The 18,769-nt window shown below is 57.6% G+C and carries 14 protein-coding genes and 1 pseudogene; 5 read left to right on the forward strand and 10 right to left on the reverse strand.

The window, feature by feature from the left end:
- Positions 1-130, reverse strand: a pseudogene (locus ACQY4M_RS01990) (IS1595 family transposase); the annotation flags it as partial.
- Between the two features lie 64 nt (positions 131-194).
- On the opposite strand from ACQY4M_RS01990, the gene ACQY4M_RS01995 reads away from it, so the two are divergent.
- Positions 195-1,327 (forward strand): IS3 family transposase gene (locus ACQY4M_RS01995; RefSeq protein WP_428539245.1). Its coding sequence is split into 2 segments (ribosomal slippage): positions 195-447 and positions 447-1,327, totalling 1,134 coding nucleotides; the frame shifts between segments, so codons are not numbered across the junction.
- Positions 1,328-1,557: 230 nt separating this feature from the next.
- Here ACQY4M_RS01995 and ACQY4M_RS02000 read toward each other — a convergent pair.
- Both ACQY4M_RS02000 and ACQY4M_RS02005 read right to left on the reverse strand, forming a co-directional pair.
- Positions 1,558-2,601: an IS5 family transposase gene (locus ACQY4M_RS02000; RefSeq protein WP_428539221.1), complete on the reverse strand. Its 1,044-nt coding sequence runs from the start codon at positions 2,599-2,601 to the stop codon at positions 1,558-1,560.
- A 212-nt stretch (positions 2,602-2,813) separates the two neighbouring features.
- Positions 2,814-3,083: a DksA/TraR family C4-type zinc finger protein gene (locus tag ACQY4M_RS02005; RefSeq protein ID WP_428540159.1), complete on the reverse strand. Its 270-nt coding sequence runs from the start codon at positions 3,081-3,083 to the stop codon at positions 2,814-2,816.
- Positions 3,084-3,214: 131 nt separating this feature from the next.
- Between ACQY4M_RS02005 and ACQY4M_RS02010 the strand changes: the two genes are divergently transcribed.
- The 3 genes from ACQY4M_RS02010 to ACQY4M_RS02020 all read left to right on the forward strand — a co-directional run bounded on the left by ACQY4M_RS02010 (position 3,215) and on the right by ACQY4M_RS02020 (position 5,570).
- A complete protein-coding gene (locus ACQY4M_RS02010; RefSeq protein ID WP_428540162.1) occupies positions 3,215-3,640 on the forward strand; it encodes a hypothetical protein in 426 nt (141 codons plus the stop codon).
- Positions 3,641-3,712: 72 nt separating this feature from the next.
- A complete protein-coding gene (locus ACQY4M_RS02015) occupies positions 3,713-4,888 on the forward strand; it encodes a dipeptidase (RefSeq protein WP_428540165.1) in 1,176 nt (391 codons plus the stop codon).
- A 169-nt stretch (positions 4,889-5,057) separates the two neighbouring features.
- Entirely contained in the window at positions 5,058-5,570 is a 513-nt protein-coding gene (locus tag ACQY4M_RS02020) for a hypothetical protein (RefSeq protein WP_428540168.1), read from the forward strand.
- A gap of 235 nt (positions 5,571-5,805) precedes the next feature.
- Here the strand turns inward: ACQY4M_RS02020 and ACQY4M_RS02025 are convergent, their stop codons facing one another.
- The 7 genes from ACQY4M_RS02025 to ACQY4M_RS02055 form a co-directional block, all read right to left on the reverse strand.
- Positions 5,806-8,244 carry a GcvT family protein gene (locus tag ACQY4M_RS02025; protein ID WP_428540171.1) on the reverse strand — a complete coding sequence of 813 codons (2,439 nt, stop codon included), beginning with the start codon at positions 8,242-8,244 and terminating at the stop codon, positions 5,806-5,808.
- Between the two features lie 7 nt (positions 8,245-8,251).
- Positions 8,252-9,133 (reverse strand): phosphotransferase, encoded by an 882-nt coding sequence (locus tag ACQY4M_RS02030; protein WP_428540174.1) that lies wholly within the window; start codon positions 9,131-9,133, stop codon positions 8,252-8,254.
- Positions 9,126-11,129, reverse strand: a complete 2,004-nt coding sequence (locus tag ACQY4M_RS02035) for an ABC transporter permease (protein WP_428540177.1) — start codon at positions 11,127-11,129, stop codon at positions 9,126-9,128. The genes ACQY4M_RS02030 and ACQY4M_RS02035 overlap by 8 nt, the downstream gene beginning before the upstream one ends.
- Positions 11,130-11,410: 281 nt before the next feature.
- A complete protein-coding gene (locus tag ACQY4M_RS02040; protein WP_428540180.1) occupies positions 11,411-13,918 on the reverse strand; it encodes an ATP-binding protein in 2,508 nt (835 codons plus the stop codon).
- 67 nt (positions 13,919-13,985) lie between these two features.
- Entirely contained in the window at positions 13,986-15,212 is a 1,227-nt protein-coding gene (locus tag ACQY4M_RS02045) for an IS256 family transposase (RefSeq protein ID WP_428539582.1), read from the reverse strand.
- A gap of 162 nt (positions 15,213-15,374) precedes the next feature.
- A complete protein-coding gene (locus ACQY4M_RS02050) occupies positions 15,375-16,139 on the reverse strand; it encodes a response regulator (RefSeq protein WP_428540183.1) in 765 nt (254 codons plus the stop codon).
- A gap of 252 nt (positions 16,140-16,391) precedes the next feature.
- The gene (locus tag ACQY4M_RS02055) at positions 16,392-17,435 is read right to left on the reverse strand and encodes an IS5 family transposase (protein ID WP_428539221.1); all 1,044 of its coding nucleotides are present in this window, start codon (positions 17,433-17,435) and stop codon (positions 16,392-16,394) included.
- Positions 17,436-17,631: 196 nt separating this feature from the next.
- Between ACQY4M_RS02055 and ACQY4M_RS02060 the strand changes: the two genes are divergently transcribed.
- A complete protein-coding gene (locus ACQY4M_RS02060; RefSeq protein WP_428540186.1) occupies positions 17,632-18,648 on the forward strand; it encodes an ABC transporter substrate-binding protein in 1,017 nt (338 codons plus the stop codon).
- Positions 18,649-18,769: the final 121 nt, after the last annotated feature.

Here is an 18,769-nt window from a genome sequence, read left to right on the forward strand (position 1 = left end):
GCAGGCGTAGAAAATAAAACGCTGCGGTCTTGCGGTTTACACCACACAAACTGGCTGCTGTTCGTGCTGTCGATCCCGAAACAAAATGCTCCGTAAGACGGTCTTGCTTGTAGTGGCTCAGGCGACTCAGAGGTGGTCGCGGAAATTCGGACCAGTTGTTAAGGTGGATCGACTTATGAGAAAGACGATTCAAAATGACGAAACGAAAGAACCATTCTCCCGAATTCAAAGCCCGCGTTGCGCTTGAAGCAATCCGCGAGGAAATGACGATGGCGGAGCTGTCGAAGAAGTATGGTGTGCATCCAACCCAGATTGGCACATGGAAACGAGCAGCGATTGAAAACATGGCCACGGCATTTTCCAGACGGGGCCGTGATCCTGATCGGGTTGATGAAGCCCAGATTGAGAAGCTGCACTCCAAGATTGGTCAGCTGGTCGTGGAACGGGATTTTTTAGCCAACGCCTCGCAACAGTTGCTCGGGAAGCGAGGCAAAAAATGGTGAGCCGTGAGCATGATCTGAGTGTGCGACGACAATGCGGGCTACTTTCTCTGGCGCGCTCGAACCTGTATTACCAGCCAAAAGGCGAAAGTGCTGAAAATTTGCGGTTCATGACAATAATCGACAAGCAATTCTTGCAGACGCCGTGGTATGGATCACGGCAAATGGCCCGGCACATGCAGCGCCAAGGTTACAAGTGTGGTCGCCACAGGGTCCGCCGTTTGATGCGGCTGATGCGGTTGGTTCCGATCTACCAGACGCCCAACACGAGCAAGAAACATCCGCAGCATAAGATCTACCCGTATCTGCTGCGAGACCTGACGATTGATCGTCCAAACCATGTGTGGTGCGTAGATATCACCTACATTCCGATGCAGCGCGGGTTCCTCTATTTGGTCGCGATCATGGACTGGCACAGCCGCAAGGTTTTGAGCTGGAGATTGTCAAACAGCATGGAGGCAGATTTTTGCGTTGAAGCCCTGAAAGAGGCTATGGCCAAATACGGCAAGCCCGATATCATGAACAGCGACCAGGGCAGCCAGTTCACCGGGTTTGAATGGACGCAGGCGCTGAAAGAAGCCGACGTGAAAATCTCGATGGATGGCAAAGGTCGCTGGGTCGATAACCGGATGATCGAGCGGCTTTGGCGATCCTTGAAATACGAATGCATTTACCTCAATGCATTTGAAACGGGTTCGCAGACCCGCGCCGGGATCGGGAAATGGTTGGCTTACTACAACACCGAGCGCCCGCATTCCACCCACGGAATATTGACCCCGGATGAAGCCTATGACAGAAAAACAAAACCAATGAGTTTGGCAGCCTAAATGAAACCCTGATCCATCTTAAACTGGCTGCTGACTGGTCAAAAAAGTGGGACCACCTCTTACCTAATGCATACCAATCTGCCTATACTACCGATGGATTACAGTTCATAGTTAGAATGCCCCTAAAAAGACCTCTGCATGAGGCCATGGCTTTCGGTTGAAGCAAGATTTCGGCCGCCCACCTTGCGCCCCTGCGGGTCCGGCGGACAGACGGGTGGCGGGGTTTGGGGCTATGCGATTGCGGGGGTTTGCGGGTTGAGGGTGATCCTGTTTGCGGCCTTGAGCAGGTTTTGCGCGATGGCGGCCATGACCATCTGGGCATGCACCCTGGCGCGCCCGAAATATCTCGCCCGCTGCAGGCCGAAGAGGCGTTTCATCGTGCCGAAAGTCTGCTCGATGCGGAAGCGGCGTTTCGAAATCAGCCGGTTGAAGCGTTTCTCCGATTGCCGCAGGGGGCGGCCGCGCGCTGCCTTGCGCAGGATGCCGTCGCGGTATTTGCCGCGCAGCATCTGGCGGTTGGCCTTGCTCGCATAGGCCTTGTCGGCCAGCACCCGCTGCGCCTTTGCGCCCGCGATCATGGTGGCGAATTCGGGGCTTTCGGCGGCATTGGCGGGCGTGGTGTGCACCTTGTCGATAAAGCCCTCTTCGTCGCAGCGGGCAAAGCCCTTGTAGCCGAGCGTGCTCTTGCGGCCCTTCTTGACCCAGCGGGCATCAGGGTCGGCGCTGAAATGCAGCTGTGCCCCGTCGGGTGAGACCTCGGGCGGATCATCCGGCGTCCCTTCCCTTGCCCCGTCCTCTGCCCGGTCCTGCGGGGCGTCGATATGGGTGCGCGGGCGCGCCGCCGCCGCGATCAGGGTCGCATCAATGATCGCCGCCTCAGCCTCTTTCAGCTTCAGCCCATGCGCCTCGATCTGGCGGCAGACCTCGGCCAGCAGCTCATCGTAAACGCCACCCCGGACCAGCGCATTGCGGAACCGGCAGTGGGTCGTCTCATCCGGCACCGACGCGTGCAGATCGAGCCCGCAGAACAGCATGAAATCCAGCCGCACCTTCAAGGCCCGCTCCAGCTTCGGGTCGCTCAGCCCGTGCCACTGGCCAACCAGAAGACACTTGAACAGAACAAGCGGATCATAGCCCTGAGGCCCGATCCCCGAGCGCCCCAGACCGCGCCGCAGGATCGGCAAAAACGAGTTCCAATCCATCAGCGCGTCGATCTTCGACAGAACGTCATCCGCGCCGATCCGTGCCGCCGCTTCGTGCAGGAAAAGGTCCATCTATTCACCCCAGAGATTTCCCGGCTAGCTTACCAAAACGGCCAACCCGGGGGAATCCCGATGTTATGCAGAGGTCTTCTAAATATTATAGAGGCTTTAGAAATCCGAATGCTTTATCAAAAGAAGATGGGGGCGCTGAAAGATGGCTTTGATAACGATGATGCCAAGCATCGGGGACTGCCATACGATGAAGAATAAGGTGGATTTTCCCCTCACCGTAACTGACTGTCCTTGCTTCCCCGCCGGTTTATCCCAGGCCTTGGCTTATAAGCCGCGTCGCGTTCCTGCATACAGTCGATACACAGCTTCACACCAGGCAGTGCCGCCCGCCGGGCTTCGGGGATCGGTTCTTCGCATTCCGCGCAATGGGTCAGGCTTTCCCCGACCGGCGATTTGCGGGCCTTCATGCGGGCCAGTTCGTCCGATATGGACGCCTCGATCTGTTCTTCCACCGCGCCATCGCGCGCCCATCCGCCGGCCATGTGCTTGCTCCTGATCTGTTCAGTATCACCTTGAGCCTAGCGGTTTTGCACGCCAAATATCAACGCTGGATATACCCGACTTTCCTCTATACCCCTGTCAGGCAGAAGACACCGACAATTTGGAGCATATAATGAAGCGTATATTAGTAACTATTTCCATGCTGCTGTGCGGGACGAATTTGGCCGTTGCCGAAGCCTCGCAAAGTGATCTGGTTGGCCAGTGGTCATGTCATGAAGGCCGCGATGGAACCAGCCAGACAAGCCAGATAACCTATCGCGATAACGGACGGTTCAAGATCAAATTCGAGATGCGGTTCACAGATTCCCCCGACTCAAAAGGCATGCGTGGCACCATGTCTGGAAAATGGGACCTTAGCGACAGGACCATTTCGATGCTGATACAACACTCGCGCGCAACCCTTACAGCAAAGGGTGGCGGGGCCGTCAGCCTATCCAACAAAACCAGCCGCAGTGAAATCGTGGAATTCGACAATGACAGGATGGTACTCATGTCAGAAGGTGGAGCCGGTCCGATGACCTGCAACCGCTTGAAATAGCTCACGGTCCTTTTCCCTTGGTCAACAACGGCATTTCTACTACTTTCACGGCAAATACTAAGGGAGAATACCATGCGCACATTCGGAAAATGGCTGGGACGACTTTTGCTACTGGGGGCTGTTGCCCTGATTGCCACCTTCATCTTTTTACCCGGCTATGTGGAAAAGGGCCGCAATGCGGTGGCCCCGCATGATCCCTACCCCGTGTCCGATGCCGCCCGCGCGCTGCATGACAGCATGGTAATCGGCGACTGGCACGCCGACCCGCTGTTGTGGAACCGCGATCTGACCAAACGGGGCAGCTACGGGCAGGTGGACATCCCGCGCCTTCAGGATGGCAACGTGGCGATACAGGTATTCACGGCGGTGACGAAAAGCCCAAAGGGGCTGAATTACGAACACAATGATCCGGATGCCTTTGACAACATCAAGCTGATTGCGTTTTTCCAGCTGTGGCCAACGCGCACATGGTCCAGTATTTATGAGCGGGCAATTTATCAGGCCGAAAAGCTGAAGGCGTTCGAAGCCGCGGGGCCGGACAACCTGAAGATCATCCGCACCCGCAGCGATCTGGAAGAGGTGCTCAAGCGCCGCGCGGCAGGGGAAAAGATTGTCGGTGGTATTCTGGGGATCGAAGGCGGGCATCCACTGGAAGGCAAAATCGAAAATCTGGACAAGCTGGAAGCGGCGGGTTACCGGCTGATCGCCTTGCAGCATTTCTTTGATAACGAGCTGGGCGGCACGCTGCACAGCCGCGAAAACAACGGGCTGACCGATTTCGGGCGCCAAGTGGTGGCCGAAGTGGCCAAACGCGGGCTGGTGCTGGATGTGGCCCATTCCAGCACGCAGGTGGTCAAGGATGTGCTGGATATGGTGGATATTCCGGTTGTGCTGTCCCATAGCGGGATCAAATCAAATTGCGACACCAAGCGCAATATCCCTGACGCCCTGATGAAACGCATCGCCGCCACGGGCGGGGTGATCGGCATGGGGTATTGGCAGGAAGTGACCTGTGATAACAGCCCAGACGGGGTGGCAAAATCCATCAAGGCGGCGATTGGAGTGGTGGGCGAGGATGCAGTTTCACTGGGGTCCGATTTCGACGGGTCGGTCAAGACAACGTTCGACACGTCCGAACTGGCAGCCCTGACCGATGCAATGCTGCGGGCGGGTCTGACCGAAGCGCAAATCCGCAAGGTCGCGGGCGAGAATATGCTGCGGGTATTGCGGGCGCGGTTGAGGGATTAAGGGTGGATGGGGCTGGCTGGAACACATTGACTTACACAATGCCTCATGAGGTCTTTTCGCCAACACCAATTACACCCGCCCGACCATAAAACTGATAATGACAACGTAGTTCTACAGGCGGAAACTATAAGAATGGGAAATATCTGTTTGAAATTAGGATCATTGACTGATGAGTGAATATGAAGTTTTTCGCCCAAAACTGAATAAGCCGTGCCATCTTGCGGAGCGGAAAGAAGCTAGGGCTGCGTACAACTGGTTTATTGAGTCGATTCCCGAACGTATCAAGGGGTTGAAGGACTTTGTGAATGAGTGTGGTTATCCAGTGTTGGAGGGAAGAGACTTCCTTCCGGTTCTGAATGATTTTGGCGTTTGCTCGGAAATTGTCGGGCACGAAAAGCTGGGTCCTTTGGAGTTGTCGCTGGCAATAGATATCAACATGTATATAGGCGATTTATTGGTGCAGAAATTTGATAACTTGCATTGGGTTTTCCATACTTTTGGAAAATCAGATGTCAATTATCAGTGCCCTGTTATTATGGGTTTTTCCAAGATTAGAAACAAAAAATACTCAATTGAATTTTTTAGGATAATTGCAGGCTATGGTATCAGGATTCTCGAAGGTGAGCCGAAAGAAGATGGTCTGTTCATTCGCCTATATGACTATCAAGCAAAGAAGGCCTGATCATTCCACCGCCGATGCCGGTGGTTGATACTGTGGCATATGGATTGCGCGGAAGTTGCTTACTGATGTCCCATTTTATTTGACGACGGACATATAACATAACATTCAAACTGGACACCCTATGGAGGAATACCAATAGCAGCCTAGGCTCGCATTCGAGAATGCAATTCAGCGATTCACCCCGACCCCACACGACACCATGCAGATGGATACCCGATAATCAAAGATGGTTTCATCAGCCCTTGATCCGCTCCATTTTCGCATCATACAACGGGGTCATGTGAACCGTGCAGGGCACGCGGTCGGTGGCGACTTCCAGTTCATAACTGCCCTCCATGATATAATCGCGCGTTACCCCGTCCGGGTTGCGGATATAGCCGTAACCGATTGATTTATCGACGGTATAGCCAAAGCCGCCCGAGGTCAGCCAGCCCACCCGTTCTCCGTTGCGGTAAATGGTTTCGCGGCCCAGTAGCACCACATCGGGATCGCAAGTAAAACAGGCCATCATCTTTTTCACCCCACTGTCGGCCTGCGCCTGTGCGGCCTCGCGGCCCTTGAACGGGGTGTTGCCCTTCAGTTTCACAGCCCAGCCAAGGCCGGATTCATGCGGGGTATGGTCAGGGCCAATGTCAGCCCCCCACGCACGATAGCCTTTTTCCAGCCGCAGGCTCTCAATCGCGCGGTAACCGGCGTTTTTCAGCCCGTGCTGCGCGCCCGCCTGCATCAGGGCTGCGTAAACCGTGGTGGCGTATTCGACCGGCAGGTGGAGTTCCCACCCCAGTTCGCCCACATAGGTCACCCGCAGCGCCAGAACAGGGCAACCGGCAATGCCGATGGTTTTGGTGGTGCCAAAGGGGAAGCCTGCGTTTGACACGTCCGCACGGGTGACCGATTGCAGGATGTCGCGCGCACGAGGGCCCATCAGAGACAGCACGGCGTTAGAGGACGTAATGTCGAACAGTTGGCAATTCATCCCGTCTGGAATATTTCGGGAAATCCAGTCGAAATCATGGGTGGCAAAGCCGGTGCCGGTGACGATGTAGAACTCATCCTGCGAGATCCGCGCAATGGTCAGATCACATTCGATCCCGCCGTGATCGTTCAGCATCTGGGTATAGGTCAGCGCACCGACGGGTTTGTCGACATTGTTGGCGCAAATCCAGTTCAGCGCGGCCAGCGCATCCGGCCCCTTCAGCGCGAATTTGGCGAAGGATGTCTGGTCAAACAGCGCCGCGGCCTCGCGACAGGCCTTATGCTCGCGCCCCACCGCGTCAAACCAGTTCTGGCGGCCAAAGCTGTAGACATCCTGCGGGGTTTCGCCCGCGCCGGCAAACCAGTTCGGCCGCTCCCAGCCCAGCTTTTCACCAAAACAGGCGCCCTGATCCTTTAGCACCTCATAAAGCGGTGACTTGCGGCAGGGGCGGCCCGAGGAATGTTCTTCGTAAGGCCAGGCCATCGTGTAATGCTTGCCGTAGGCTTCCACCGTTCGGGTGCGCACCCAGTCGGTGTCAAAATGCGGGCGGCCAAAGCGGCGGATGTCGGCGGACCACAGATCAAAGGGTGGCTCGCCGTTTTTCACCCATTCGGCCAGCGCCATGCCAGCCCCGCCACCCGCGGCAATGCCAAAGGCGTTGAACCCAGCGCCGACAAAGAAATTGCGCAGCTCGGGCGCTTCGCCAATGATGAAATTGCCATCCGGCGTGAAGCTTTCCGGCCCATTCGTTAGCGTCCTGACCCCCGCCGTTTCCAGAGCAGGCACACGGCCCAGTGCCAGTTCCATCAATGGTTCGAAATGGTCAAAGTTGCTGTCCAGCAGCGTATAGTGGAACCCCTTGGGAATGCCATCCACCGCCCAGGGAATGGGGTTTGGCTCGTAGCCGCCCATCACCAGCCCGCCGACCTCTTCCTTGTAATAGGTCAGCCGGTCGGGATCGCGCAGGGTGGGCAGGTTTTTGGGCATCCCTTTGATCGGTTCGGTCACCATATATTGATGCTCCATGCTGACCAGCGGGATGTTAACGCCGAAACGGGCGGCAAAGGTGCGGCTCCACTGCCCCGCACACAGCACCACGGATTCACATTCAACGCGCCCCTGATCGGTGATCACCGCGCGGATACGGCCCTTGTCAATTTCAAGGTCCGCCACCTTGCAATCCTCATAGATCTGCGCCCCGTTCATGCGCGCACCCTTGGCCAGCGCCTGAGTGATATCCGAAGGATTGGCCTGCCCGTCCGTCGGCATGAAGGCAGCGCCGACCACATCATCCACGTTCATCAGCGGCCACAGGTCTTGCGCCTCTTTCGGGGTCAGCAGGTCCATCTGCAAGCCAAAGGATCGGGCGGTTGTGGCCTGCCTTTTGACCTCGGTCCAGCGTTCCTGATTACAGGCCAGCCGCAAGCCGCCGTTCATCTTCCAACCCGTGCCCAGCCCCGTTTCATCCTCGATGGTGTTATACAGGTCCACCGAATAGCCCAGCAGTTGGGTGATATTGGCATTGCTGCGCAACTGCCCGACCAGACCGGCGGCATGAAACGTGGTGCCCGATGTCAGTTTTTGGCGTTCCAGCAAAACCACCTCGACCCCCAGTTTGGCCAGATGGTAGGCCGTGGAACAGCCGACGATACCACCACCAATAATGACAACACGCGAGGATTTGGGCAGGGTTTTCATAGGGGTCTCAGCTTTGCTTGTAAGTGTCGTAGGCGCGCTGGAAACGGGTAAGGTTTTCAGCGGTATAGGCGGCGTAATCAATGTCGAGGGTCGAGGTCAGTTCGGAAACCATGCTCCACATGCATTCCCGAAGAAGCGAGGCACATTTCATCGCATGATAGCGGTGCAGCAGATCGTCAGTGACCTGTCCCTCATAGTAGAGATCCAGCATGGTGGCCTCTTGCCCCTCGTTCAGGGAATTGTTGCTGGCCAACCCGCCCAGATCGAACAGCGGCGAGTTGAAACCGGCGTAATCCCAGTCGATCAGCCACAGGCGTTTGCCGTCATCCAGAAAATTCGCCGCCATCAGGTCGTTGTGACCAAAGACGATTTCGACGGGGCCAACGGCGGCCTCCAACTTTTCGGAAATGGCAAGATAATCATCCAGTTGCGCGGTGTAGTTGCTGTTGCCACCGCGCAGGGTGGCGGTGTAATCGCGGACCACATGGAACACCCAGAATATCAGCGCGGGACCGCGGAAATATTTCGGAATGTCGTGATGGCAGCGGTGCAGCAACGGGATAATGCGGGCCAGCATGTCGGGGTCGGCCACGTCGGGCTCGTCCAGCGTTTTGGCGTCGATATAGTCAATCACGGTCAGCCCGTCCTCGACATGGACAACGGCAGGCGACAGACCGGCGGCATGGGCAGCGCGGGATGCGGCCAACTCGTTAAAGCGCAGCAGTTGATGTTCGGGGATGTCATCGCCAAAACGCACCACATAGCGGGCGGTTTCGTCCCTGACGGTAAAGTTCAGATTGGTGCGTCCACCCCCCAAAGGCGCGGTGCTGATGTCCCCTTGCCAGATCGGCAGGGATTTGATGCGTTTCAGGGCGGTTTCTTTATCCATTGGCCCCCTCCAGTCCATATCTGATCCGCGCCGATCTGGCCGACGCGTTGATCACCCTGTCGGCAATTATCGCGATAAATGCAATGGCAAAACCGGCCACCAACCCGCGCCCCGTATCGGCTTTGGTCAGGGCGATATAGACCTCTTGGCCCAAGTCGCGTGTGCCCACCAGCGCGGTGATCACCAGCATCGACAGGGCCAGCATGATCGTCTGATTAAGGCCGAGCAGGATTTCCGGCAAAACCAGCGGCAAACGGATACGGGTCAGCAACTGACGTTTGGTACAGCCCGAGACCACGCCCGCCTCGATCAGTTCCGGACTGACCGAACGCACGCCATGCGCCGCATAACGCACGGCGGGCACCACTGCGTATAGGACAATGGCGACCATCGCGGTAAAATCGCCGATGCGAAACAGCATCACCACGGGGATCAGATAGACGAAACTGGGCAGGGTTTGCAGCGTATCGATCAGCACACCGATGATGCGCCCGGCCCGTTCATTCACTGCCGCCAGAACCCCCAGCGGGATACCGATGATGCTGGCAATCACTACGGATGATCCACACAGGTAAACCGTAATCATCGCCTTTTCCCACATACCGGTGGTCACGATGAACCCCGCCATCAGCAGGTTCATTAGGGCCAGTTTCCAGCCGCCAAAGGTCCAGCCAATGGTGGTGACCATCACAATGGCCCAGACCCACGGGATGCCAAGGAAGAACCGTTTTACCGGTAACATGAAACCTTGCAGGAAGAACAGTTTCACCGCCTCGAACTGGTCATAGAAATTGACGTTCAGATATTTCACCCCGTTGTCCCAGAACTTGCCGGTGGTCAGGGTGGCGGCGTCGGGATAGGTCTGCACGGCAGGCAGGATCACGCCGACCCCGTATGAGACCAGCAGGATTACCAGAACGATCATACTGCGCGGGTGGCGTTTGATCCATGTGTCGCCTTTGGGTGGCGGGGTAAAGGTGGTGGCGCGGGTGGCGAATGCCTGGCTCAGCCGGTCAATCGCCACCGCCAGAATGACTATCGCGATGCCCGCTTCAAACCCGCCGCCGATATCCAGACGGCGCAAGGACGCAAGCACATCAAAGCCCAGCCCCCCCGCCCCGATCATGCTGGCGATGATCACCATGTTCAGCGACAGCATGATCACCTGATTAACCCCCAACATCAGGCTGGCCCGTGCCGAGGGCACCAGCACCCGCCATGTCATCTGCCGCCGTGTGCAACCGGACATCACGCCGAAATCCCTGATCTCGGGATCAACCGCATGCAGCGCCATGGTGGTGATCCGCACCATTGGCGGCATGGCATAGATCACGGTGGCGACCAGCGCCGAAACGGGGCCAAAGCCGAACATAAACAGGATCGGCACCAGATAGGCAAAAATCGGGATGGTTTGCATCAGGTCCAGAACGGGTTTCAGCAGGCGTTCAAACGAAGGGTGACGATAGGCCGTGATGCCCAGCAACAGCCCGCCCGCAACGCCGATCGGCACCGCGATCACCACCGAGGCCAGCGTCACCATCGCGCTTTCCCATTGCCCGAACACCGCCAGATACAGGAACGCCGCACCAACGATAGCGGCCAGCACCCAGTCACGCGCGTAATGGCCCAGTGCCACCACTCCTGCAGTGACCGCGATCCAGCTAAAGGGCGGCACCAATTGCACTGCACGGCGACCATGCCCTTCGACAAATCCTTCGGCCAGCAGGGCGCGGGCCAGATTATAGGGCTGCTCGATCACCCAGCTGATGCCGCGGGTCAGATCGGTAAAGGTGAATAGGCCGAAGGATGCCTCCTCGACCAGCCATTTCATTGCCGCCGAAATGCTGTCTTTTAACTGGATCACCCACGCATCGGGGTATTGCATGGCCCAGCCCAGACCTGCCGCTTCCAGCCAGCCTTGGCCGAAGGTGGCCAACAGCCACGTCAGGGCAAACAGCCCCAGCCAGATTATGGATTTGGTGGAGAGCTGTGCCATATCAGACCCCGTTCCGGACCAGCACGTCAATCACCCGCTGTGCGTCAATCGCCCCAACGAAATACCCGTTTTCATCAATCACTTTCAAAGGCTCGCCCGCTGCAACCACCTGCGAGGCCACTTCGTAAATCTTGGTGGGGCTGATCCAGCACGCTGATGGAAATCCTGCCGAAGATTTCTGGGCCTATTCTGTTGAACGATTTGAGCGCTGCAAGACCTTGATGCAAAGCGGCGGGTTTGACGGGCACCTTGAGGCTGTTCGTGCGGGATAACCGATATTGTCAGGCACCGGCGGCTGCAAAGGCGGTTGGCTTTGCAGCAAGCGCCTGTGCCAGAACCTCTGCCATCAGGGGCTTTTCAAGGCAGGTCACACGCGGCTCTTGCCGGTTGGAATAGGGATGCGTTTGGGGCAGCCGACCCGATGCCACAATGATGCGGCTATTCGTATTCTCAAGGCAATATTCAACGACAGACCAGCCAGAGCGGCCCTGATCCAGATGTAGATCGGTCAGAACCACGTCAAAATCGGGATTGGATTTAAGGGCAGATTCGGCCTCGGCGAAACTGGCCGCCCGAACCACGTCATACCCCAAATTCTGCATCAGACCGGTGGCAAATTGCAGTTCTGCGGGATCATCCTCGACCACCAGTGCCCGACCGGAAACGGGCACAGTTTCAGCAGCCTTGCTAACAACCTGTAGCGGCAGCACCAAACGCACGCGGGTGCCTTTGCCAGGCGTGCTATCAATCCGGATATCGCCACCGGTCTGTTTGATAAAGCCGTATACCATCGACAGGCCCAGCCCCGTCCCCTGCCCGTCCTTACGGGCGGTAAAGAACGGCTCCAATGATCGCGAAAGCACACTTTCATCCATGCCACAGCCGTTGTCGGCCACCTCGATTATCGCCGTTTCTTCGCCGGATTTCGCCACCGTAATATGAATTTCCCCCTGCCCTTCGATTGCCTGACTGGCATTCAGGCAAAGGTTCAGGATAGCGCTTTCCAATTGGCCGGGGTCAACCCGCACCGGCAGTTTTTCGTCAGCCAGTTCAGCGGTCAGGTTCACCCCGTCCTTAAGCCCGATGCCGACCAGATCGGTCAACCCGTCAACCAGTTCGTTCAACTCGACCACCTCGGGTTTCAGACGTTGCTTGCGGGCAAAGGCAAGCAGGCGCTGGGTCAGGGACATGCCCAGTTCCGCTGCGTTTTCCATGCGTTGCAATAGGGTTTTACGCGCGGTTTTCTTGCTGCCGGTTTCCAGCAGGTGGATGTTGGCGGTGATGGTCGACAACACATTGCCAAAATCATGCGCCACCTCGCCGGTTACCTTGCCCAGACTTTCGATATGCTGAATCTGGCGCAGCCGGTTGTCCATTTGCCGCCGCTCGGTCGCGTCGGAAAACAGCCAGATGCCACCGCCATCCGGCAAGCGACTACAACGCACCTCGAGAGTCTGCCCCGCATCGTTCTGCAATTCGGTAAACCCCCGAAATCCTGCACGGATACCGGCCACCACAGCCTGATCTGCAAAATCGCTATGCTGCATCACCTCGTTGATTGAGGGTTTGCCCTTCAGCAATGCGGGATCAATTCTCAACACACTGGCGAAATTCGGGTTTGTGGCCGTCAAATGGCCGCTGTCGCTGGTAATTGCAATGCCCTCGGAAATATTCGCGAACATCTTTTCAAACAGCGCGTTTTTTTGATGTAACTGCCTGTTCGAGCGGTCCAGCCGCAAGGCATTGGCGCGAAACACACGAAAGGAATGGTGCAGCTTGCCGATTTCGTCATCCGCCACAGGTTTGCGGCGCAATTCGGTGCTGCGATCCCCCTCGGCCAATCGCAACATTGCATCGGAAATCGCCTTGATATTGCCGGTCACATAACCCGAGACAAATATGGCCGCCAATAGTGCAATGGTGACACTGGCAAGGCCCGCAACCAGAATCACGGCTTTGGCAAAATCGATAGAAACGGCAGTTTTGTGGCGCTCCTCGGACAGGAAATCCTCGGCGTTGCGGGCAAATTTGGCGGCCAGATCACTGATCGCACTGGCGTTATAGCGGATGCGAAACAGCGCGTTCTGGCTTTCCAGCCTATGCGAAAGCTCGCGGCGGCGGACCTGGAACAAGCCCTGCTCGCCCGAAGATATCTCGACCAACGTCCGGTAGGCGTCCGTCTGGATGTCCATTGCGTTTGTGGCGTTGAAATCACGCCCCATCTTCTGAAAATTCCGCTGGTGTTCGCCGACACCCGGCAGGTTTTGCGCATGCCCCGCGCCGACCAGCTCGTTCGCCATGCCTTGCAGGGCCAACCAAATCCGGCGCTCGGCGCTATCGCGGTCCTCGTCGGTAGACAGTCGGTAATAGGCAGCCTCAAGGCGGGCAAGGCGGGCGTTCAGGGCCAGAGTGGCATCCTGTTCGACATTCAGCTTTTCTGCCGCTGCAACCAAATCGGTGATGGCGCTTTTCATCTTCTGGACAATCGCGGCGATCTCCACCTCGTAGGTGTCGATGGGGGATTGTGCGCGGGCCTCGACCGAGGGCCATGCCGTCAGCACAGGTTCCAGCGTGGTCAATAACACGCCCCCTTCGCGTTCAATCAGATAATGGGATTTCAGGTTCAGCAGGAACGGGGCAGATGTGGCAATGTCCGAGGATTGTTTCGACAGGTTCAGCGCACGGGCGACCTGTGTCAGAGTTTCGCTGTGCAGCCGTTCCATCCGCGTGCCGGCACGGTCCAGCGCATACCACGCGATCCCGCCGACAAAAATGGTTGAAGCCGCCAAAGGTTGTGTCTCGAAAGTGGTGGAAATTGATTTCAGGCACCTCCGAGCGGGTTGAGTTATGCGCCGGTCAGGCGGCTTGGTCAAGGGTTGCGTCGGCGACGGGCTGAGCGAGCGTTTCCCAGCCATCGACCTTTCGCATGACGATCTGCCCCGAGGCCATCAGAGCCCAAAGCAGCATCGGCACGGTCTCGGCGCATGGCAGCACGGTCTGGGTCTTGATGCGGCGGCGGAATTCCTCGTTCAGGCGTTCGATCGCATTTGTCGTTCTGGCCGATTTCCACTGGCCTTGTGGCAGACGCGTGAAGGTGAAAAGCTTATCTCCTGCTTCTTCCAAGCTGTCAGCGACGGCCTTGCATTTCAGCCGCCATTTTCGCAGAAATGCCTTGCGGCGGGTGGCGATTTCCTCGGGTGTTTTGGCGTAGATCATGTCGCGGTAATCTTCTGTCAACTCATCATGCATACGCTTGGGTGCCTTGGCCAGAAGGTTGCGGTGCTTGTGCACCGTGCACCTCTGGATCGGCAGATCTTCACCCCAGAGGGCAATGAGAGCGACCTCAAGTCCCGGTGCCCCGTCCACGATGACAAATTCGGGCCGTTTCAACCCGCGCGCATCCAGATCGTTGATGAACTGACGCCAGGCGGAGGTGCTTTCGCCGCCCATGTTCATCAGTGATAACAAGACCTTCTGCCCATCCCGGCGCACGCCAATCGCGGCCAGAACCGAGATATTGGTGGCCTTCCTGTCAATCCGCGTTTTGATCACGGTGCCGTCCAGGATCAGCCGCACGATGTCTTCATCCGCAAGGCTGCGGGCGCACCACGCCTGCCAGTCCACCTTCACCTTGCGCCAGGCGCGGCTCACCACATCCTTGCTGACCGCCCCCTGAAACAGGCCGAACAGGGCGCGTTTTACCCGCCGTGTGTTGGTGCCCGAAAGGTAGACAGCAGCGATCAGCGCCTCGGCCTTCTTCGTCAGCCGCTGGTAGCGGGGCAATGCCTTCGAGCGCCATTCTCTGGCCTTGCCGGCCTCGCCTGTGATCCGCGCACGCGGCACGCGCACCGTTTCGGTTCCAAATGTTCCGACCAGTTGCCGCTCGCGATGCCCGTGGCGGTATCCGGCCTTTGCCCCGCCGCTGCGGCCATACCGGCAACGGCCCAGAAACTGCTCCAGCTCCTCTTCGAAAACCGCCTCGATCGTCGCGCGGATGTTCTGGCGCAGCCGGTCTTCAATCGGGTCATAGCCTGCTTCATTGGCCAGTAGCGCGGATGTCGATGTTGCTGTATTCTTTGTCATGGCGTGATCTCCTTGGCGGTTCCAGCCGCCGGTTGGGTGGCTTCGATGCACCCGGAGATTACGCCGTCCTCGAATTTCCACCAAACTCGCGACACTACCCCGCCAAAAGCGCCAGCGCAATCCACAGGCGCTGGCGGATATAGGGATTGAAAAACCCGCGCATCAGGTGCCGGAATTTCGCAGCGCCCCTTGCGGATCGCGCACGAAAATATAGCCTAGACCACGGCGGGTTTGCAGGTGGACCGGCTTTGAGGGCACAGATTCAATTTTGCGGCGAAGGCGCAGGATCAGCACATCAATCGTACGGTCCACATAATGCGACAGATCACTGCCCAGTTGTTCCAGCAATTCCTCGCGCGGAATAATTTCGTCGGGTTTGCTCAGGAACACCTCAAGCAGGCGGTATTCGCCATTGGTCAGCGGGATTTCCGCCCCCGTGTTGTCAAACAGTTCACGCCGTGTGCGATCCAGCAGCTTGTCGCCAAACCTGATTGTATCGTGATCGGCGGGCACGGACGGGCCGCCGTTTGGCTGCCCCTTGCCATAACGGCGCAAAACGGCGCGGATGCGGGCCAGCAATTCGCGCGGGTTAAACGGTTTCATCAGGTAGTCATCGGCACCGGCCTCAAGGCCGACAATCTTGTCCACCTCGTCCCCGACACCTGTCAGCATAACAATCGGCAGGTCCAGATGTTCGCGGATATGGATGGCCAGCGACAGCCCGGATTCACCATTCAGGCGCAGGTCAATCAGGGCCAGATCAACATCGGGATGATCCCCGAGAGCAAAAAAATCACGGCTACCCTGCATCGGTAGCGGCTCAAACCCGTTTTCCTGCAACAGGGATTCCAGCGCCAGACGCACGGCCGGATTATCGTCAATGATGGCGATCTTAGCAAGTTTGCTAATTGTGTTTTCCCTATTCATAGCGAACCGTTTCTTTGTTCCCTGAATTATGCCCCAGTGTTGCACAGAATACCCCTAGAAATCCTATTTATTTTCAAGCGGCGGGCTTGCGTAGGGCAATTCCATGGTTTGTAACTTTGTTAACATCATTCCCGATCAACTGTAGCATTAAGACCTCTGCATGAGGCCATGGCTTTCGGTTGAAGCAAGATTTCGGCCGCCCACCTTGCGCCCCTGCGGGTCCGGCGGACAGACGGGTGGCGGGGTTTGGGGCTATGCGATTGCGGGGGTTTGCGGGTTGAGGGTGATCCTGTTTGCGGCCTTGAGCAGGTTTTGCGCGATGGCGGCCATGACCATCTGGGCATGCACCCTGGCGCGCCCGAAATATCTCGCCCGCTGCAGGCCGAAGAGGCGTTTCATCGTGCCGAAAGTCTGCTCGATGCGGAAGCGGCGTTTCGAAATCAGCCGGTTGAAGCGTTTCTCCGATTGCCGCAGGGGGCGGCCGCGCGCTGCCTTGCGCAGGATGCCGTCGCGGTATTTGCCGCGCAGCATCTGGCGGTTGGCCTTGCTCGCATAGGCCTTGTCGGCCAGCACCCGCTGCGCCTTTGCGCCCGCGATCATGGTGGCGAATTCGGGGCTTTCGGCGGCATTGGCGGGCGTGGTGTGCACCTTGTCGATAAAGCCCTCTTCGTCGCAGCGGGCAAAGCCCTTGTAGCCGAGCGTGCTCTTGCGGCCCTTCTTGACCCAGCGGGCATCAGGGTCGGCGCTGAAATGCAGCTGTGCCCCGTCGGGTGAGACCTCGGGCGGATCATCCGGCGTCCCTTCCCTTGCCCCGTCCTCTGCCCGGTCCTGCGGGGCGTCGATATGGGTGCGCGGGCGCGCCGCCGCCGCGATCAGGGTCGCATCAATGATCGCCGCCTCAGCCTCTTTCAGCTTCAGCCCATGCGCCTCGATCTGGCGGCAGACCTCGGCCAGCAGCTCATCGTAAACGCCACCCCGGACCAGCGCATTGCGGAACCGGCAGTGGGTCGTCTCATCCGGCACCGACGCGTGCAGATCGAGCCCGCAGAACAGCATGAAATCCAGCCGCACCTTCAAGGCCCGCTCCAGCTTCGGGTCGCTCAGCCCGTGCCACTGGCCAACCAGAAGACACTTGAACAGAACCAGCGGATCATAGCCCTGAGGCCCGATCCCCGAGCGCCCCAGACCGCGCCGCAGGATCGGCAAAAACGAGTTCCAATCCATCAGCGCGTCGATCTTCGACAGAACGTCATCCGCGCCGATCCGTGCCGCCGCTTCGTGCAGGAAAAGGTCCATCTATTCACCCCAGAGATTTCCCGGCTAGCTTACCAAAACGGCCAACCCGGGGGAATCCCGATGTTATGCAGAGGTCTTGCATTGTTAACATAGACGCCTGCCAGCCAGCATTTTGCCTGCTAATCTCGGCATGATCGCGGAGCACCCAATACAGAGTCGCTACCGTTTTCCAGATCAATATACTTGGGAGAATATCATGAAAAAAACGACCCTAATTAGCGCATTAGCCCTATCCGCCGCATTGTCGGCCGGTGGTGCATTTGCAGGTGAACTGAACGTGGTTTGCAGCAACGAGCAAGACTGGTGCGATCTGATGGCCGGAAATTTCGAGGACAAAACCGGCATTTCCGTTGCAATGGTGCGCAAATCCACCGGTGAAACGCTGGCACAGGTGCGCGCCGAAGCGGGCAATCCGAAAATCGACGTCTGGTGGGGCGGCACGGGGGATCCGCATCTGATCGCGGCTGCCGAAGGGCTAACCCAGCCATCTGGCGCGGACACTTCCGAATTGCTGGGCTGGGCGCAAAATCTGGCTGAAATTTCGGGTGGGCGCACCATCGGCATCCATCTGGGTGTGCTGGGCGTTGCCTATAACGAGGATATTCTGAAAGAAAAGGGCATTAAGCCACCAGCCTGCTGGAAAGACCTGACCGACCCGCAATACAAGGGTGAAATTCAGGTGGCGAACCCGAATTCCTCGGGTACGGCATACACCGAACTGGCCACCATCGTGCAGATTTTCGGCGAAGACGACGCGTTCCGTCTGCTGAAAGAAATCGGTGCAAATGTGAACAGTTATACCAAATCCGGTTCGGCCCCGTCCAAGGCGGTGGCGCGTGGTGAAACCGGTATTTCCATCGGCTTTGAACACGATATGGTCAAGCTGGCCCGCGCCGGTTTCCCGCTGAAAATCGTATCGCCTTGTGAAGGCACCGGATACGAAGTTGGCGGCGTTTCGATCATCGAGGGTGCCAAAAACCTTGACGAGGCCAAACAGTGGGTCAATTTCGTGCTGAGCGCCGAAGCCCAGTCCGCCGGGCCACAAGTTGGCGTGTTCAACATCCCGTCAAATTCAAACGCGACCATCCCGCCCGAAGCACCGGCTGTCGAGTCGATCAAGCTGATCGACTATGATTTTGCCACATACGGCGCGACCGATACCCGCGAACGTTTGCTGTCGCGTTGGGATAAAGAAGTAAAACCGGGCAATTAAATCGCCCGTATTGCGGGGCGCCTGTTTTCCCTGTGCGCCCCGCAATTTTTCGATTTTGACAGTGCATTTCAGCCCTAAAGGAACAACCCAATGACACGCACAGCCGCCCTTTGGCTTTTGG

It is taken from the genome of Profundibacter sp., from assembly GCF_965277155.1.
Taxonomy (GTDB): Bacteria; Pseudomonadota; Alphaproteobacteria; order Rhodobacterales; family Rhodobacteraceae; genus Profundibacter.